Origin of the sequence: Pannonibacter sp. XCT-53 (assembly GCF_009915765.1) — a bacterium.
In the GTDB taxonomy this organism is placed as follows: Bacteria; Pseudomonadota; Alphaproteobacteria; order Rhizobiales; family Stappiaceae; genus Pannonibacter; species Pannonibacter tanglangensis.
Genome location: NZ_JAABLQ010000001.1, coordinates 2,222,601 through 2,236,499, shown reverse-complemented (window position 1 = coordinate 2,236,499; position 13,899 = coordinate 2,222,601). Strand labels below are relative to the sequence as shown.

Annotated in this window: 13 protein-coding genes; 4 read left to right on the top strand and 9 right to left on the bottom strand. The window is 67.4% G+C overall.

What is annotated here, in order from left to right:
* Window positions 1–54 precede the first annotated feature (54 nt).
* From GWI72_RS09915 to GWI72_RS09905, 3 genes are read right to left on the bottom strand one after another with little or no spacing between them, the layout of a single operon-like run.
* On the bottom strand, window positions 55–855 hold the full coding sequence (locus GWI72_RS09915) for a metallophosphoesterase (RefSeq protein WP_161708533.1): 801 nt from the start codon (window positions 853–855) through the stop codon (window positions 55–57).
* Between the two features lie 22 nt (window positions 856–877).
* On the bottom strand, window positions 878–2,287 hold the full coding sequence (locus tag GWI72_RS09910) for an O-antigen ligase family protein (protein ID WP_161708532.1): 1,410 nt from the start codon (window positions 2,285–2,287) through the stop codon (window positions 878–880).
* 31 nt (window positions 2,288–2,318) lie between these two features.
* A complete protein-coding gene (locus GWI72_RS09905; RefSeq protein WP_161708531.1) occupies window positions 2,319–2,939 on the bottom strand; it encodes a hypothetical protein in 621 nt (206 codons plus the stop codon).
* A 414-nt stretch (window positions 2,940–3,353) separates the two neighbouring features.
* Here GWI72_RS09905 and GWI72_RS09900 point away from each other — a divergent pair, with 414 nt between their 5' ends.
* A complete protein-coding gene (locus tag GWI72_RS09900; RefSeq protein ID WP_161708530.1) occupies window positions 3,354–3,770 on the top strand; it encodes a hypothetical protein in 417 nt (138 codons plus the stop codon).
* A gap of 1,013 nt (window positions 3,771–4,783) precedes the next feature.
* On the opposite strand, the gene GWI72_RS09895 is transcribed toward GWI72_RS09900, so the two are convergent.
* From GWI72_RS09895 to GWI72_RS09885, 3 genes are all read right to left on the bottom strand, one after another.
* Entirely contained in the window at window positions 4,784–5,413 is a 630-nt protein-coding gene (locus GWI72_RS09895) for a transglutaminase-like cysteine peptidase (protein ID WP_161674424.1), read from the bottom strand.
* A 176-nt stretch (window positions 5,414–5,589) separates the two neighbouring features.
* Complete coding sequence (gene galE / locus GWI72_RS09890) at window positions 5,590–6,579, bottom strand: UDP-glucose 4-epimerase GalE (protein WP_161674422.1); 990 nt, start codon at window positions 6,577–6,579, stop codon at window positions 5,590–5,592.
* A gap of 65 nt (window positions 6,580–6,644) precedes the next feature.
* On the bottom strand, window positions 6,645–7,118 hold the full coding sequence (locus tag GWI72_RS09885) for a YbaK/EbsC family protein (protein WP_161708529.1): 474 nt from the start codon (window positions 7,116–7,118) through the stop codon (window positions 6,645–6,647).
* Window positions 7,119–7,336: 218 nt separating this feature from the next.
* Here GWI72_RS09885 and GWI72_RS09880 point away from each other — a divergent pair, with 218 nt between their 5' ends.
* Window positions 7,337–8,815 (top strand): hypothetical protein, encoded by a 1,479-nt coding sequence (locus tag GWI72_RS09880; RefSeq protein WP_161708528.1) that lies wholly within the window; start codon window positions 7,337–7,339, stop codon window positions 8,813–8,815.
* Between the two features lie 21 nt (window positions 8,816–8,836).
* On the opposite strand, the gene GWI72_RS09875 is transcribed toward GWI72_RS09880, so the two are convergent.
* On the bottom strand, window positions 8,837–9,970 hold the full coding sequence (locus tag GWI72_RS09875) for an FAD-dependent oxidoreductase (protein WP_161708527.1): 1,134 nt from the start codon (window positions 9,968–9,970) through the stop codon (window positions 8,837–8,839).
* A gap of 69 nt (window positions 9,971–10,039) precedes the next feature.
* Between GWI72_RS09875 and mnmD the strand changes: the two genes are divergently transcribed.
* Window positions 10,040–10,822 (top strand): tRNA (5-methylaminomethyl-2-thiouridine)(34)-methyltransferase MnmD, encoded by a 783-nt coding sequence (gene mnmD / locus GWI72_RS09870; RefSeq protein ID WP_161708526.1) that lies wholly within the window; start codon window positions 10,040–10,042, stop codon window positions 10,820–10,822.
* Here the strand turns inward: mnmD and GWI72_RS09865 are convergent.
* Together GWI72_RS09865 and GWI72_RS09860 are read right to left on the bottom strand one after the other, a co-directional pair.
* On the bottom strand, window positions 10,819–11,091 hold the full coding sequence (locus GWI72_RS09865) for a hypothetical protein (protein ID WP_161708525.1): 273 nt from the start codon (window positions 11,089–11,091) through the stop codon (window positions 10,819–10,821). The two genes, mnmD and GWI72_RS09865, sit on opposite strands and share 4 nt — an antisense overlap.
* A 35-nt stretch (window positions 11,092–11,126) precedes the next feature.
* Window positions 11,127–11,885, bottom strand: coding sequence for an SDR family oxidoreductase (locus GWI72_RS09860; protein ID WP_161674410.1), 759 nt, complete (start codon window positions 11,883–11,885; stop codon window positions 11,127–11,129).
* A gap of 191 nt (window positions 11,886–12,076) precedes the next feature.
* On the opposite strand from GWI72_RS09860, the gene GWI72_RS09855 reads away from it, so the two are divergent.
* The gene (locus GWI72_RS09855) at window positions 12,077–13,651 is read left to right on the top strand and encodes an MHYT domain-containing protein (RefSeq protein WP_161708524.1); all 1,575 of its coding nucleotides are present in this window, start codon (window positions 12,077–12,079) and stop codon (window positions 13,649–13,651) included.
* Window positions 13,652–13,899 lie beyond the last annotated feature (248 nt).

The following is a 13,899-nucleotide window of genomic DNA, read 5'->3' as shown; positions in this document are numbered from 1 at the left end:
GACATAGGAACAAAAAAATGAAGTAAAGCCTACAATGGCATCACATATCGGAGCTCACCCGTCCCGTCCAGCGCTCACCTGAAGGAAGGCCGGCTCGATGGCGGGCTGGAGGCGCACGGCGGTGAGGGTCCCTGTGGCATAGGCTCCGGTGTCGATGGCGATGCGGTTGGCGCGCCGCTCGGGCTGCTTCACGATGCTGTGTCCATGCACCACCACGGCACCGTGATCGGCATCACTGGCCAGGAACTCGGTCTTGATGCGGGTCAGGTCCAGATCGGTCTGCTCCTCGATCGGTGTTCCCGGCCGGATGCCGGCATGAACCAGCAGCAGCCCCGGATAATGCACGCCCGTGATCATCCGTTCGAGAAAGCGGATGTGCTCCTCCGGAATGAACACGGCAAGCGTGCCGGCAGCCTTGCCGGGATGCTTGCGGACCTGCTCGACATCCTGAACCGACATGCCGTAGGAAAACAGGGTTTCGGCGCCGCCGAAGTCGAGCCAGGCAAGGTTGGCCTTCGGGTTCTGCAGGAAGCCGAGCATCATCAGCTCGTGGTTTCCGGCGAGATGAATGCGCGTCCAGCCCGCGGGCGCAGGACCGATGGCCCGGTCCAGGATCGCGGCCGACTGGGGGCCGCGGTCCACGAGATCCCCCAGATAGACCACCGTGGGTGCAAGACCGATGCGCTCCGCGTCGGCGGCAATGCGCGCCTCCAGCTGCTGCAGGAGGTCGAGACGGCCATGCACATCGCCGACGGCATAGAGCAGGTCAGGTTGGCGTGGCTCGACACGGATGCCGTTGGCCGCAGCCGCAGCCTTCGCGGGCACTGAAAACAGGGCCTTCAGAAACTTGACCATCTTTCTCCCGATGCCTGATCCCTCAGGCCGTTCGCTTGGCCAGTTCGTAGGCCGTTGCGTAACCTATGCCCAAGATCGTTACGAAAAGGAATGTAACCGCCTGGATTTCGAGGCTGAAGTCGACGGTTGAATGCACCGCGGCAACCACGATCACTCCAAGCGGGGCACAGAGCTCGACCGGCCGCTGGCTGCTCGCGCGATAGGCCGACAGGATGGTCCAGCCGATCAGCACCACGATCAGCGGGGGCAGGCTGCCGAAGACCAGGCCCAGCTCGCTCCAGTGTGTCAGGTAGGTCGAGTGGGCCTTGTCGAAGGTATAGGCACTGTTGGTCGGGTCGCTGTCATAGAGCGGGAAGGCGAACTCGAAGGACTGGGCGCCGTGGCCGATGAGCGGCCGGGCGGAGATCATGTCGAACGTGTCGCTGTAGATGCTGAGACGCCCTTCCGAATCCCTCTCGACCATGATCAGGCGGTCGACCGTGCCGGCGCCATAGGTGAAGAGGAACAGGAGGCCGCCGGCCGCAAGCAGGCCGAGACTGAGGAGACGGGCGCGCCATGTTGCCAGCCGCAGCAAGCCGGCGGTGGCAAGACCGCAGGCCGTGGCGAACAGGCCCATGCGGGACCCGGTCGCAAGGAGGGCGGCCAGAATGAGGACCAGGGCCACGGCCGCCAGCACGTTTTCCGACGTCATGTTGAGGTCGAACCGCGTTCGCCGCAGGCGCCGGCGAGTCGGGTTCGTGTCCGGCTCGTCCGGCATCGCCAGCAGCAGGGCCACCACGGCTCCGAAGCCGAGATAGGTTGCCAGCGAGTTGCGGTTGATGAAGGTGCCGGTCGCCTCGCCGAGATACTGGGTCTTCTCCACCAGGACCACCTGGTCGGCGAGATAGAGCATTGCGATCATCGCGTAGGCAGCCTGGGCGGCGACGAACAGCAGGACGAACCACAGCAGCCGCCGGGCGCGCTGGCGGCGCACGCTCGCCTGAACGGCGAGGAAGAACAGCACCCCGTAGCTGAGCCAGCGCAGCATGGCCAGAAGCCCGTCGCCCGGCGCCAGGCTGATGCTCCCGAACTCGAGCTGATACCCGGCCACCGAGACGACGGCCGGCAGCGGCAGGAGCGTCCCGAGCGGCAGGATCTGGACCGCGATCCAGAGCGAGACGCCGCAGAAGAGGAAGGTGAGGACGTTGAGCTGGGCAAACGGCAGGCGCAGCTTGAGCGCCTTGCGCTTCAGCACCAGCGCATAGGCGGCAAGGATCGCGCCGAGCACGATGGCCCAGATGGCCCAGAACACGGGACGGTTGCTGCCGAGCGGAACCGGAGCGAGCAGCAGCACGGCGAGCACCGCCCGGCCCGTGATGTCGTTCAGGCGGGACGTGCTGCTGCGCCCGGATGCGCGCAGGTCGCCGGTGTCGGTCGGGTGTGCAGTGGACATGGGCTGTCTGCCTTCGCCTTGGAACGGACTGTCAGTTGGGGTCGGAGGCCGCGCGGATCTCGGCGAGCACGTTGCGTTTCGAGGCATCCGGAAGGGCCTCGAACAGCGTGGCCAGCACCTCTTGCCGCCCGTCACGCCGGAGATAGAGCCGCGCCAGCCATGCAGCGCTGCGCCGCGAGCTTGCCAGCAGCGCCACGTCCTGCGTCAGCGCCGCCTTTGCCTCGTCCGGCAGGTCGGCATACCGCGGCAAGCCCTGCTTCAGACGGCCGTCGGCAAGCCAGCCCTCGCCGGGGCTCAGCTTCTGCGACAGGGTCAGGGCGGCGGCGGCCTCGCTGTCGTTGCCGAGGATGAAATTGGCGCTGGCCTTGATCAGCAGGGCGAGGCCATCGGCCGGCCGCTGGTCGAGCACCTCGTCGGCGAGGCGGTCACAGTTGCCGGCATAGGCCCGGCGCGTGTCCTGCGGCAGCAGCCGGCCGAAGGTCGAGTTCATCGCCTCGTCGCAATCCTGGAGCAGGATGCGGTTCGCATATCCGGACAGGCCGGTCTGCACGTCCCCCGTCAGAAGCGGGGCCAGACGCTCGGACCGGCTCTGGCCGCTGGTCAGGAAAATGCTTGTCTCCTGCCAGAGAACGACAGCACCGATCACGATCATGACGGCCCCGAGGCAGCCGGCAGCAACCGCGAAAACGGGATCTGCGCGCAGACGGGGCGGACGGGAGGACAACGGAGCACTCATTCAATCACGGATCCGGCAAAGAAAGTGCATGCAAAAGCGGGACAGGCGGACAGCAGGCGTGTGCCGTCCATGGTCCTCGCCAGACACGGATGCCGGAGCTGGCGGGCAAACACAAGCCTTTCAATGCCATATTGGCCACGGATAGGCCTTGAGCTGCCTTAGCGGCAGGTTCTCGGGCGGGGCTAAGCCCTTCGCGGCCTTGCGGTTAACGATATGTTTAAAATTCAGTGACAAGGCTCAGGATCTGTGGCATAGATACCCCAACGTCGTCGCGTTGGCGGCGGCCGTCTGTTCCATCGTAGTTCGTAAATTGAATTGCTGGAGATTGTTATGAAGCTCTTTAATATCGCCAAGGTCGCCTCGGTTGCGATCGCCCTTTCGGCGGTTTCGCCGGTTGTCGTCTCCGCCCAGGGCGTGAACGTCGCGTCCGTCGTCGCCGCCTGCGGCGCCGGTTCTCCGTGTGCCCCGCTGGTTCGCTCTCTGCTCGCCAACGTTCCGGCAGCGCAGCGCACGGCGGTCATCGCCGAGCTCGCTGCGAGCCTTGCCGAGATCCAGGGTGGCGGTGCCAACATTGCCGAGGCCCTGCGCGCTGCGGCCGAGCTCTCGACCGATCCGGCCCAGCAGGCCGCTCTTACCGACCTCGCTGACGCGATCGGCGGCGGTGACGGTGCCCTGGACGGCCCGGTTGCAGCTGGTCCGGCTGCTGACGACGGTCTGGACGCTCCGGACGGCGGCAGCGACAACTGATCCGCTCCGGGTCAGCGCCAAAGAACATGAAAAGCCCGCGCGAGCGGGCTTTTTGCATTTTCGGAGCGTCATGGCGCTGCAAACCCGCCTCCGCTTGTCCGCATCAGGAAGCCCGGCCCGGGACTCTGGCAGGCGTCTCCGAGGACGGTGTGCCCCGGTCGCGAATGCCTGAAGGTTGTTCTCGCCAGACGAAACTCCCGTCATCACGAGAATGAACCACCCGCACAAGAAAGCCCGGAGGATGCCGCTCGGTCGACCGGAGATGATCCGTGGGCACGTGGGTGAAAAGCGACCGGTGCCGGAGGGGGCAGCCGGCGTCCGCGTTCGGTGCGCAAGGCGCGCAAGCGGCAGTCCGGCTGGCGGGCTTGCGCGACGGCCGGTCGCGATAACCGGCCATTCCGTTCGGGGTCAGGCTCTTTCGACACGCCTTCATAGAGGCGCCGGGCCGTGGAGCAGCTCCGGCGGGTGAATCGGCTGACCGGAGAGGAGATCGCGGCGGAGGCAGCATCTGCTCCGATCCACGGTCGGCGGAGGGGACACGCAGGCCGGCCCTTGCCACCTCATGGCGCGGATGCCCGGCGAGCCGGTGCGCCGCGACCCATGGGCCAACGTCGGCGACCGTCTCCATCTCGGCTCAGGGGGCCCGGCCACTTCGAGGTCCCCACAGGGCCTGTGTCAGTCAAGTGGTGAGAGACGTCGGCACAATCCTGAACGCGGTCGACACACGCACCCGACAGGGGCATTCGACAGGCACTCCGGATGGTCGATCCGGATGCGCGGCCGGCGACAGTTGCGCGCGATGGTACGGCCCGTACGGGGCGAGAGGACCTGCCGGAGGAACCTTGCTGCGTGCGGAATCCTTGCTGCCGGCAGGCCTTGCCCTAGCCCTAGATCCTGACCCGTGTGACCGAGGCGGTCCTGGTGCGCCACAAGAAGACGCCGCCTTGCGGCGGCGTCAGGGGGCGGGGCAGGAACAGGCTCACGGGTGGCAGGGCTGGCAAGCCAGCTCCGGGTTACAGCCGCTGCCAGGCGCCCGGGTTCTGGCTGGCGATCGCGATCCAGCGATAATCGGTCTGCTGACGCGACACGATCGTCTTCTTGATGTTGTCGAGAACAAGCTCGCCCTTGGTGGTCTTGACCACGAGCACCGCATGGCCTTCGCCCTCGCGGGTCCGGACCACCGCCATGCGCAGGGCACCGGCCGGCACACCCAGCTTGATCAGCTGGCTGCGCTTGGTGAGTGCGAAGTCCTCGCAGTCGCCGGTGCGGCCGCCGACCTTCCAGCTGTCCCCCGATTCCTTCACCCAGGTGATGGACCGGTTGACCTGGTTGTTGACGCGGTTGAGCTTGGCAACCAGCTGCGGCGAGTAGGAGACGACATCCACGCTGGAGCGGTCACCACGGCACTCGCCCGGATTGCGGATGCAGAACACCAGATAAGCCTTGGGAGCGCGCGTCTTGCCGCGGGTCACATTGCCCGACCGCGGCGTGTAGCGCGGTTCGCTGCGCGAGACTTCCGGCTGGAAGATCTCCGGCTCGCCAAGTGCTCGCGTGTTGCCGAACCAGCCTGCATTTGCGCCCGACATGACGCCGCTGGTCATGAGCATCGCTGCGGCGGCTGCTGCTACGAAAAACTTCTTCATAACCCCACTCCTCGTTTTGCAGGAGCTGACCTCGTTCGGCTCTGGCCAGATGCCTCGGCGATCCAGGTCTTTCCCTCATCCTGAGGACGTTCTAGCAGGCCAACACCTGCGGTCCGTTTAAGTGGGAAAATACAATTTTATCGAAGTGACGTTTTTCGCTGCCGCAGGCCCCGAAATCAGATGCGGTTGCGGCGCGACAGGGCGGCTTCCCAGTCCAGGGCATGGCGAATGATGGCCGACAGGTCGTCGAGCTGCGGCTTCCAGTTCAGCTCGCGGGTGATCAGGTCGTTGGCGGCAATCACCTCGGGCATGTCACCCGGCCGCCGGTCGCCGAGGCGCACGTCGAACCGGGCGCCGGAGGCGGCCTGAACCGCGTCGATGACCTGGCGAACGCTCGAACCCCGGCCATAGCCGCAGTTCATCACGACACTGTCGCCGCCGGCGCGCAGACGCAGCAGTGCCAGCCGGTGCGCCTCGACCAGATCCCAGACATGGATGTAGTCGCGCACCCCGGTGCCATCGACGGTCGGGTAGTCCGTGCCGAAGATCGTCATGTGGTCGCGCTTGCCGAGCGCGGTCTCGCAGGCGATCTTGATCAGGTTGGTGGCATTGAGCGTGGCCTGCCCGGTCCGCCCCTTCGGATCGGCTCCCGCCACGTTGAAGTAGCGCAGGGCCGTGTAGCGGAACGGATGGGCCGCGGCCACATCCTTCAGCATCAGCTCGGTCATCAGCTTGGACAGCCCGTAGGGCGACTGCGGCCTGAGGGGCGCGTCCTCGCGCACCGGCACCTCGTCCGGATCGCCATAGACGGCAGCCGTGGAGGAAAAGATGAACTTGTCGACGCCGGCCGTGACGCAGGCCTCGATGAGGTTGCGCGAGACGGCGGTGTTGTTGCGATAGTACTTCAGCGGATTGGAGACCGATTCCGGCAGGACCACCGATCCGGCAAAATGGATCACGGCCTCGACGGCGTGCTCGCGCAGGATCGTCTCCATCCGGGCAATATCGCCCACGTCGGCCTGCAGGAACGGGACCGTTTCCGGGATCAGCCAGTCGAAGCCGGTGACGAGATTGTCAACCACGAGCGGCGTTTCACCTGCATCCAGCAGGCATCGGACCATGTGGCTGCCAATATAGCCGGCGCCGCCGGTGATCAGGACTGTCATGCGCGCTCCCCATCCGAACACGCCTGACTGATAACCTGAAAAGATTTACGAGGCTTTGCGGGCTGTCAGGCCTCGTCCGCCCCCTTGCAGACATCGACCCATTCGGCATTGGTCAGCGCCGCCATCCGCTCCGGCGCGATCCGCACCGCCGCGTTCACCGCGCCGGCCGCCGGGAAGACCTCCGCGAAGGCCTGCAGCGACACGTCGCAGCACACCCGAAGCGGACGGGCCAGACCGAACGGGCAGACGCCGCCGACCGGATGACCGGTGATGTCCTCCACCACGTCCAGCCCCAGCATCTTCACCTTCGAGCCGAAGGTGGCCTTTGCCTTCCGGTTGTCCAGCCGGGCATCCCCCCGCGTCACCAGCAGCACCACGTCATCGCCGGCCTGGATCGACAGCGTCTTGGCGATCTCGGCGGGGCTGACCCCCAGAGCGGCGGCGGCCTCCGCAACGGTCGCGGTGCTGCTGTCCATCACCATCACCGCGATGTCGGGGGCCTTTTCCGCAAAGAAGGCGCGGACACTGTCGAGGCTCATGCATGTCTCCCTGGACGCTGGCGTCACGTACCGAACCGTTCGGTTCTCTGCGATCAGTATGCAGTCCCGCCGCCGGCTGTCCAGCCATCCCGTCACAGACACCGGCCTCGGGCGTCCCATCCATCAGACAGTCGGACATGCAGACGGGCAAGGTGCCCACCCCGCGACGGGCCTGTCCGGCACACCGTCAGACGCCAGGCCGGCGACAGGGAGAACTCATGGCAAAGGACCCGATCATCCTCTATGGCCGCGCCGTCCAGGATGCGCGCAACCGGCTGCGATCAGCCCAGATCTCGACCATGACCGATGTGCTGGTGGCCGAATTGTTCAAGCCGGGCACAGGCGATGGGACAGCCTTTGCCACTGTCTTCGCAGGCTGGGTCAGGAAGCTGCCGAAGATGAACGAAGAGGTCGGCAGTTTCCTCGACACGCGCGCGGCGAAGGCGGCCAATCGGGCCCTCGGCGCGGCGCAGGTCAGGGCGGATGACTTCGTGACGCCCGACGGGGCGATCCAGGACATCTATGCCATCGGCGACATGCTGCGCTACGTCGGCGAGTATTTCGAGTTTGGCGGCGGCGGACAGAACGCGACCGTCAATGCCGTGAACCAGTTTCGCGATGGCCTGCGCAACCAGCTCGCCTTCAACAAGGCCAACCGCGCCCGGCGGCCGGTGACGGACTATGACCTCACCGAATGGCCCGATCTCGGCATTTTCAAGAATGAACTGCTCGACCGCTCCGTGGTCAAATACATGGAGCGCTTCTACGGCCCCTACATCGGCGCCGACATTTCCGGCACCACGACCGATGCGCTGGACGTGCTGGCGTATTTCCTGGCGGACTCAATCGGCAGCCAGAACCTGGTGTCGAATGCCGGGTCTGTCATTCGTTTAGGTGACGAGATGGTGCCGATCGCGACGATGGTCCTCCAGTATCATCACAGTCTGATGGAATGCGGGCTGGCGCTGAGCCTGTCGAGCAAGTCGATGGAAAAAAGCGCTTCGACGAATGGTGCCGCCCTTTCGCGCTTCAACTTGTATGACTACACGACCTTCATCAATGGCGCGGCGAATGAACCCGTCGCCAGCGTCATGACCCGCGGCAACCAGACGCTGGCCCGGGATCTGGCCGGACGCGGGCTGGTCATCATCCGCGATGCCATCGACATCAACGACAATCCCTACGCCGACGCCGAAATCGCGCTGCTGCTGGACGATCCGGCGAACAATCGTCTCTTTGACCTGAACAGCCAGTACACCCCCTTCGCGGAAAAGCGGCGGGAGGTGATGATGACCGAAGACGGCTACTACCAGAACGGCAATCCCAGCCTGACGGCCTTTGCGTCGCGTCAGTTCGGCAACCTGGCCGTGGCCGGCCAGAGCTACGACGACATCATCCGCATGAACTCCCTTGACCTCGCCGGACTGAAAGGAAGCGCACCGACGCTGGTCTTTGACAACCTCGACGCTGCGCTGCAGGCCGATCGCCCGGGCGCTGCCCTCAACGCCCGGCAGGTGGCAGCGGCGCTGAAGCTGCCCCCGCAGCCGCAATCCCCGGCCCAGCCGGCGGCGGAGCCTCAACCCGCCTCGCAGTTGGCGCCGGGTGATGAGCCGGACGCCGATGAAACCTCCCTGCGCGGCATCGATCCGAACCGCCTGCGCAAGGCGCTGGCGATTGCCAGCCTGTTCGACAACTGAGGGAGGCCAATCATGCGGCGCTCAGGCGAAATGCGCCTCGGGGCGGAAGGAGGCGGGCAGGGGATGCTCCGGCGTCTCGCCGAGCAGCTCCGACACAAGGGCAGCCGCCACGCGGTGGGCGAGGCCAAAGCCGGTCTTGAAGCCACCGGTGGCAACGAAGCTGCGCTCCAGTCCGGGCACCCGGCCGACCAGCGGATCCCGCGCCGCAGGCTTCGGCCGGATGCCGGCCCAGGCCTCGAGCACGGGGGCCCCGGCGAGCTGAGGGCAGAAGCGGACCGCCCGGTCGAGGAGGTCGGCCGTCGCGGCCGGCTCCGGTTTGGTGTCCGTCACGCCGGTCAGCGCCGTGCTGCCGATGGCGACACTGCCGTCGGCATGGGGGACGACATAGAGCCCGTCGCAGTAGAGCGCGGGCAGGGACGCGGGCACCTCGACCGCCACGCGGACCGCCTGGCCCTTCTGCCCCTCGCCAAGCGTCTTGCCCGTCAGCGCAGCCAGGGCAGAGAAGGCAGCAAAGCCTTGCGCGAGCACGATCCGCTCCGCCCGGATCCTGTCGCCGCTGACAAGATGGACCGTGCCGCTCGCGTCATCGAGACGGGCGAGGCCGTCGCCAAGCCGGATCTGGCCGCGACCGTCCGGCGCGGACGCGAGGCTGGCGGCAAGCGCGGCGAGATAGGCCCGGGGCGACACGCGGGCCGCGAGCGTTTCCAGGACCGCGCCGAAGGGCGCAGCCTCGGGCGCGAGCCAGCCGCCAAGCGCCCCGGCATCGACAAGCTCATAGCCAAAGCCCGTGGTCGCCGTGCTCCAGCGCGTCCGCGCCTCCGCCGCCCGCGCCTCGTGATGCGCCCGCAGATCCGCCGTGGTGATCGGCAGGATGCGGCCGCAGCGGCGATAGCCACAGTCCAGGCCCGTCTCCGCCTCAAGTTCGGCCACAAGGCCGGAGAGCGCGGCAAGGGCCTCGAACTGAAACGCCTTCTTCGCGTTCCATCGCGCCGGCATGTGCGGCATCAGCGCTCCGAGGACCCCGCCGCTGGCGCCTGAACCGATCGCGGCGGCCTCGACGAGCGTGACGCGCATCCCGCGACGGACGGCGGCACGGGCGACGGACAGGCCAAAGATGCCAGCGCCGATCACAACGACATCCGGGGACTTGGTCACGGGCTGAGGCTCCGCTAGGAAGGACTGGGATCGGGACACAGGCTGTGCCCCACGGGCGGGTTCTATCGCATGGCTCAGGACGAACAAGAGAAAACGCCGGAAGTCGCAGCCGCAGCCGCGCCGGAGCTGGAGTGGCTCGAGGACGGCGTGCCCCGCGCCGCCCGTTTCGACGACACCTATTTCTCGCGCGCCGGCGGCCGGGCAGAGGCCGGGCATGTGTTCCTGGCCGGCAACGGACTGCCGGAGCGGTGGCAGGGCAAAAGCCGCTTCACGATCGGCGAACTGGGCTTCGGCACCGGACTGAACCTGCTGGCCACACTGGCGCTGCGACAGGACCAGCCGGACCCGCCGCATCTCACGTTCCTCACGGTCGAGGCCTTCCCGCTGACGATCGCCCAGCTGGAGCGGGCCCATTCCGCCTTCCCGGAGCTGGGCGATCTGGCCTGCCAACTGAGACTGGCGCTGGCCGGTGCCCGGATCGGCGCGGGGGCTCATGCGGGCTGGCACCGGATGGACCTGTCCGGGGCGACGCTCTGGCTGGGTCTTGGCGACGCCACCGTGCTTGTCCCCGAGCTTGCCGCAGGCGGGGCCCTGCCCGCCCTTCGTGCCGCCCTTCCGGTGGACGCGTGGTTCCTCGACGGCTTTGCCCCGTCGCGCAACCCGGAACTCTGGCAGCCGGGTCTGATGCAGGCCGTGCATGCGGCAACGGCCCCTGGCGGGAGCTTTGCGACCTACACATCTGCCGGCTGGGTGCGCCGTGGCCTGGCCGCGGCGGGCTTCACGGTCGAGAAGCGCAAGGGCTTCGCGGGAAAGCGCCAGATGTCGGTGGGGTGGAGAGGCGAGGTCACCTAGGGACGCGGCGACAGGACATCCATGGCAGCAGCGAATGCGTCATCCTTTGAAATATCCAAGGCCGGACTGGACTTCAGTCTGCCCCTGATTTCCTCGGCTGACTGGTCGACAACAGCCAATCTCTGCCGGTCATCCTCGATCATCTGGTCGAGAGCCGCAGCGATGACGTCATCCGGCGAAAAATACCCATCCTGACGGGCCTTCACTTCGATGAAGGTCCGATGCTCCTCGCTGATATGCAGTCCGGTCTTGGTTGTCTCGTGGCCCATGATAAAACAATGGCACGCGTCCCGCGCTGATGCACTTACCCCCGGCCGATGAAGGGCATCGCGGTGGCCATCACGGTCATGAACTGCACGTTTGCCTCCAGCGGAAGGCTCGCCATGTGCAGCACAGAGCTGGCCACATGCTGCACGTCCATCACGGGTTCGGCCGCGACCGTGCCGTTGGCCTGCGGCACGCCCCGGCTCATGACATCGGTCATGTCCGAAGCGGCATTGCCGATGTCGATCTGGCCGCAGGCGATGTTGAAGCGCCGGCCATCGAGCGACAGGCTGCGCGTCAGTCCGGTGATCGCGTGCTTGGAGGTTGTGTAGGCGACCGACCCCGGACGCGGCACGTGGGCGGAAATCGAGCCGTTGTTGATGATGCGCCCGCCTTGCGGCAGCTGTCGCCGCATCAGGGCAAAGGCGGCACGGGCCACGAGGAACGCGCCGGTGACATTGACGTCGAGAACACGGCGGAATTCCTCCGGGCTGATCTCGTCGATCTGCCGCGACAGCAGGCTGATACCCGCATTGTTGAAAACCACGTCGAGCCGGCCGAACCGGGCCTCCAGCGCCGCGAACAGCGCCTCGACAAAGGCCGCGTCGCTGACGTCGCCGGCAAGGCAGAGCGCCCGGGAGTCCGGGGCGCCGGACAGGGCCACCGTGTCGGCCAGCGCCTCGGCCCGGCGGCCGGTCAGGACGACGCTCGCGCCAGCCTCGAGGAAGGCCCGGGCGGTCGCCCGGCCGATGCCGCTGCTGGCGCCGGTGACGAGAATGCACTTTCCGGACAGGGACATCGGCGGGCTCCTTCGGGCACGTCGGAACGGGGCGCCGAACGGGGCGGCGGTTCTGGCGGGCGAGACTAGCCAGACGACCGGATGCGCGCAATGGCCGCAGCGGCTGTGGACATTTGGCAGACTTCGCCTATCCTGCATCGGGCCGGGAGGAGGCCGTTCATCGCACGGTTCCGGCTGAGGGAGACACGAGAATGGGACTCACCCATGAGCCCTGGCTCGTCGCCTTGTCCGTGCTGGTTGCCTTCCAGGGCAGCTTTGCCGGACTGAGCATGGCTGTCCGCGTGGGCGAGGCGCGTCTGTCGCGCCGCCGCGTGCTTCTGGCCGGTTCGGCCCTGACACTCGCCCTCGGCATCTGGTCGATGCATTTCGTCGGCATGCTTGCCGCCCGCCTTCCGGTGGCGGTCGATTTCCTCGTCCTGCCCACCCTTCTGTCCTTTCTGGTCTGCGTCCTTGTCGTGGGCGTCGCGGTCTTTGCCGCCTCGCGCGGCCGCGCCGGCCTGACCCGCCTGCGGCTGGTCGTGGCCGCGTTCGTCATGGGGACGGGCATTGCCAGCATGCATTACCTCGGCATGCTGGCGCTGCACGCCTCCTCGCACATGACGCATAATCCCCGGTTTGTCGGTGCAAGCTTTCTCGTCGCCTTCTGCGCCTCGGGCCTCGCGGTCTGGCTGGCCTTCGGTCATGGCCGCAGACCGCCCGTGCTTGTCTCGGCGCTGGTGCTGGCGCTGGCCATCTCGGCGATGCATTACATCGCCATGGCCGGCATGACGCTGATGCCTCTCGCCCATGCCCATGCCGACGCAGTCCCCCTGGCGGACGCCGGCGCACCGGCCGTCTCTCCCGGCATCCTGGCGATCATCGTCTCGGTGGTCGCCTTCCTGGTCTCGGGTCTGTTCCTGCTCACGCTGGTCCCCGACGCCGACGAGCTGACGCGTCATGCCCATAACGGACTGGCAGAAAGCGGACTGGCTGAAAGAGAACGGGCCAAAAAGGCCAATGCAGCCGATCCGCTGGACCCGCTTGCCGCGGAGGCGCGGTTGCCTGCGGCGGGAGAAGGCCGCGCTGCCGTCACGGCCGGACGGGCCGGGCGGTCATCCCCGGATGCCGCCGACCCGGCGCCGCCCCCCCTCATTGCCACTGCCGCGCCGGCGGCCGGCACGCTGCCGGGACTGTGGCCCGTGTCTGCAATGACCGCAGGCAGCGGTCCGGGGGCGGAGGCGCATCCGACGGGCGTGGAGGCCCTGGCCACGGACGGGCAGACCGGTGCAGCGGACCTGGCGGCGCTGGCCGGAGCGGCCGCGGCCCGGCAGGACGTGCTTGCCGAACCGCTGCGCCGCGTCGCGCTGGGCCTGCAAGGCGCACCGGACGAGGCGCGTCTGCGCGGACTGGCCGGACGCACACACGCCGGGGCAGGGGGGGCGTCGCTGCCGATCGAGCGGGAAGGGACGAAGGCCCGCCTGCCTGTGGCCGACCTCGTGGCCGTGCAGGCCGACGCCCATTACACGCGCCTCTATGACCTGCAGCGCGCCTATTTCTGCCCGCTGTCGATCACCGAGGTGGAACGGCTGCTGGATGCACGGCAATTCACCCGCGTGCATCGCTCCCACATCGTGAGCCTCGCGCATGTCCGGGCGCTGCGCCGCGCCGGAGACAGCGGCATCGTGCTGCTTGACGGCCAGCATGGGCACAGCGTGCCGGTGAGCCGCTCCAAGTGGCCGCATCTCAAGACGCGGCTCGCCGCCGGGACGGCCAGCGCGGCCGAATAGCCGGTCACCGGCTTTCCAGTCCCCGGATCTGTCTCCCGGCCGCCTGCCGGTCCCCTGGTCCGGCACTGGTTGCGCTCCGTCGCGCCGGCGCTGCTGCGCCGACATGCCGACATGCCGATGCGCTGATGCGCCGATGTGCCGACGCGCCGGTGTGCCGACGCGCGGTCCGGCGCCGGAACTCCGGGGGACGATGCCGGGGCACCGGCCGCACCCCGCCGAGTTCTGCGCCGATTGCGACAGTAGTCCTG

Excerpts from the sequence above, each read along its gene's own strand:
- mnmD (WP_161708526.1), top strand. The coding sequence starts at position 10,040 with ATGGCTCAGGACGAACAAGAGAAAACGCCGGAAGTCGCAGCCGCAGCC.
- GWI72_RS09865 (WP_161708525.1), bottom strand. The coding sequence starts at position 11,091 with ATGGGCCACGAGACAACCAAGACCGGACTGCATATCAGCGAGGAGCAT.
- GWI72_RS09900 (WP_161708530.1), top strand. The coding sequence starts at position 3,354 with ATGAAGCTCTTTAATATCGCCAAGGTCGCCTCGGTTGCGATCGCCCTT.
- GWI72_RS09905 (WP_161708531.1), bottom strand. The coding sequence starts at position 2,939 with ATGATCGTGATCGGTGCTGTCGTTCTCTGGCAGGAGACAAGCATTTTC.
- GWI72_RS09915 (WP_161708533.1), bottom strand. The coding sequence starts at position 855 with ATGGTCAAGTTTCTGAAGGCCCTGTTTTCAGTGCCCGCGAAGGCTGCG.
- GWI72_RS09885 (WP_161708529.1), bottom strand. The coding sequence starts at position 7,118 with ATGAGCCTCGACAGTGTCCGCGCCTTCTTTGCGGAAAAGGCCCCCGAC.
- GWI72_RS09910 (WP_161708532.1), bottom strand. The coding sequence starts at position 2,287 with ATGTCCACTGCACACCCGACCGACACCGGCGACCTGCGCGCATCCGGG.
- galE (WP_161674422.1), bottom strand. The coding sequence starts at position 6,579 with ATGACAGTCCTGATCACCGGCGGCGCCGGCTATATTGGCAGCCACATG.
- GWI72_RS09880 (WP_161708528.1), top strand. The coding sequence starts at position 7,337 with ATGGCAAAGGACCCGATCATCCTCTATGGCCGCGCCGTCCAGGATGCG.
- GWI72_RS09895 (WP_161674424.1), bottom strand. The coding sequence starts at position 5,413 with ATGAAGAAGTTTTTCGTAGCAGCAGCCGCCGCAGCGATGCTCATGACC.
- GWI72_RS09860 (WP_161674410.1), bottom strand. The coding sequence starts at position 11,885 with ATGTCCCTGTCCGGAAAGTGCATTCTCGTCACCGGCGCCAGCAGCGGC.
- GWI72_RS09855 (WP_161708524.1), top strand. The coding sequence starts at position 12,077 with ATGGGACTCACCCATGAGCCCTGGCTCGTCGCCTTGTCCGTGCTGGTT.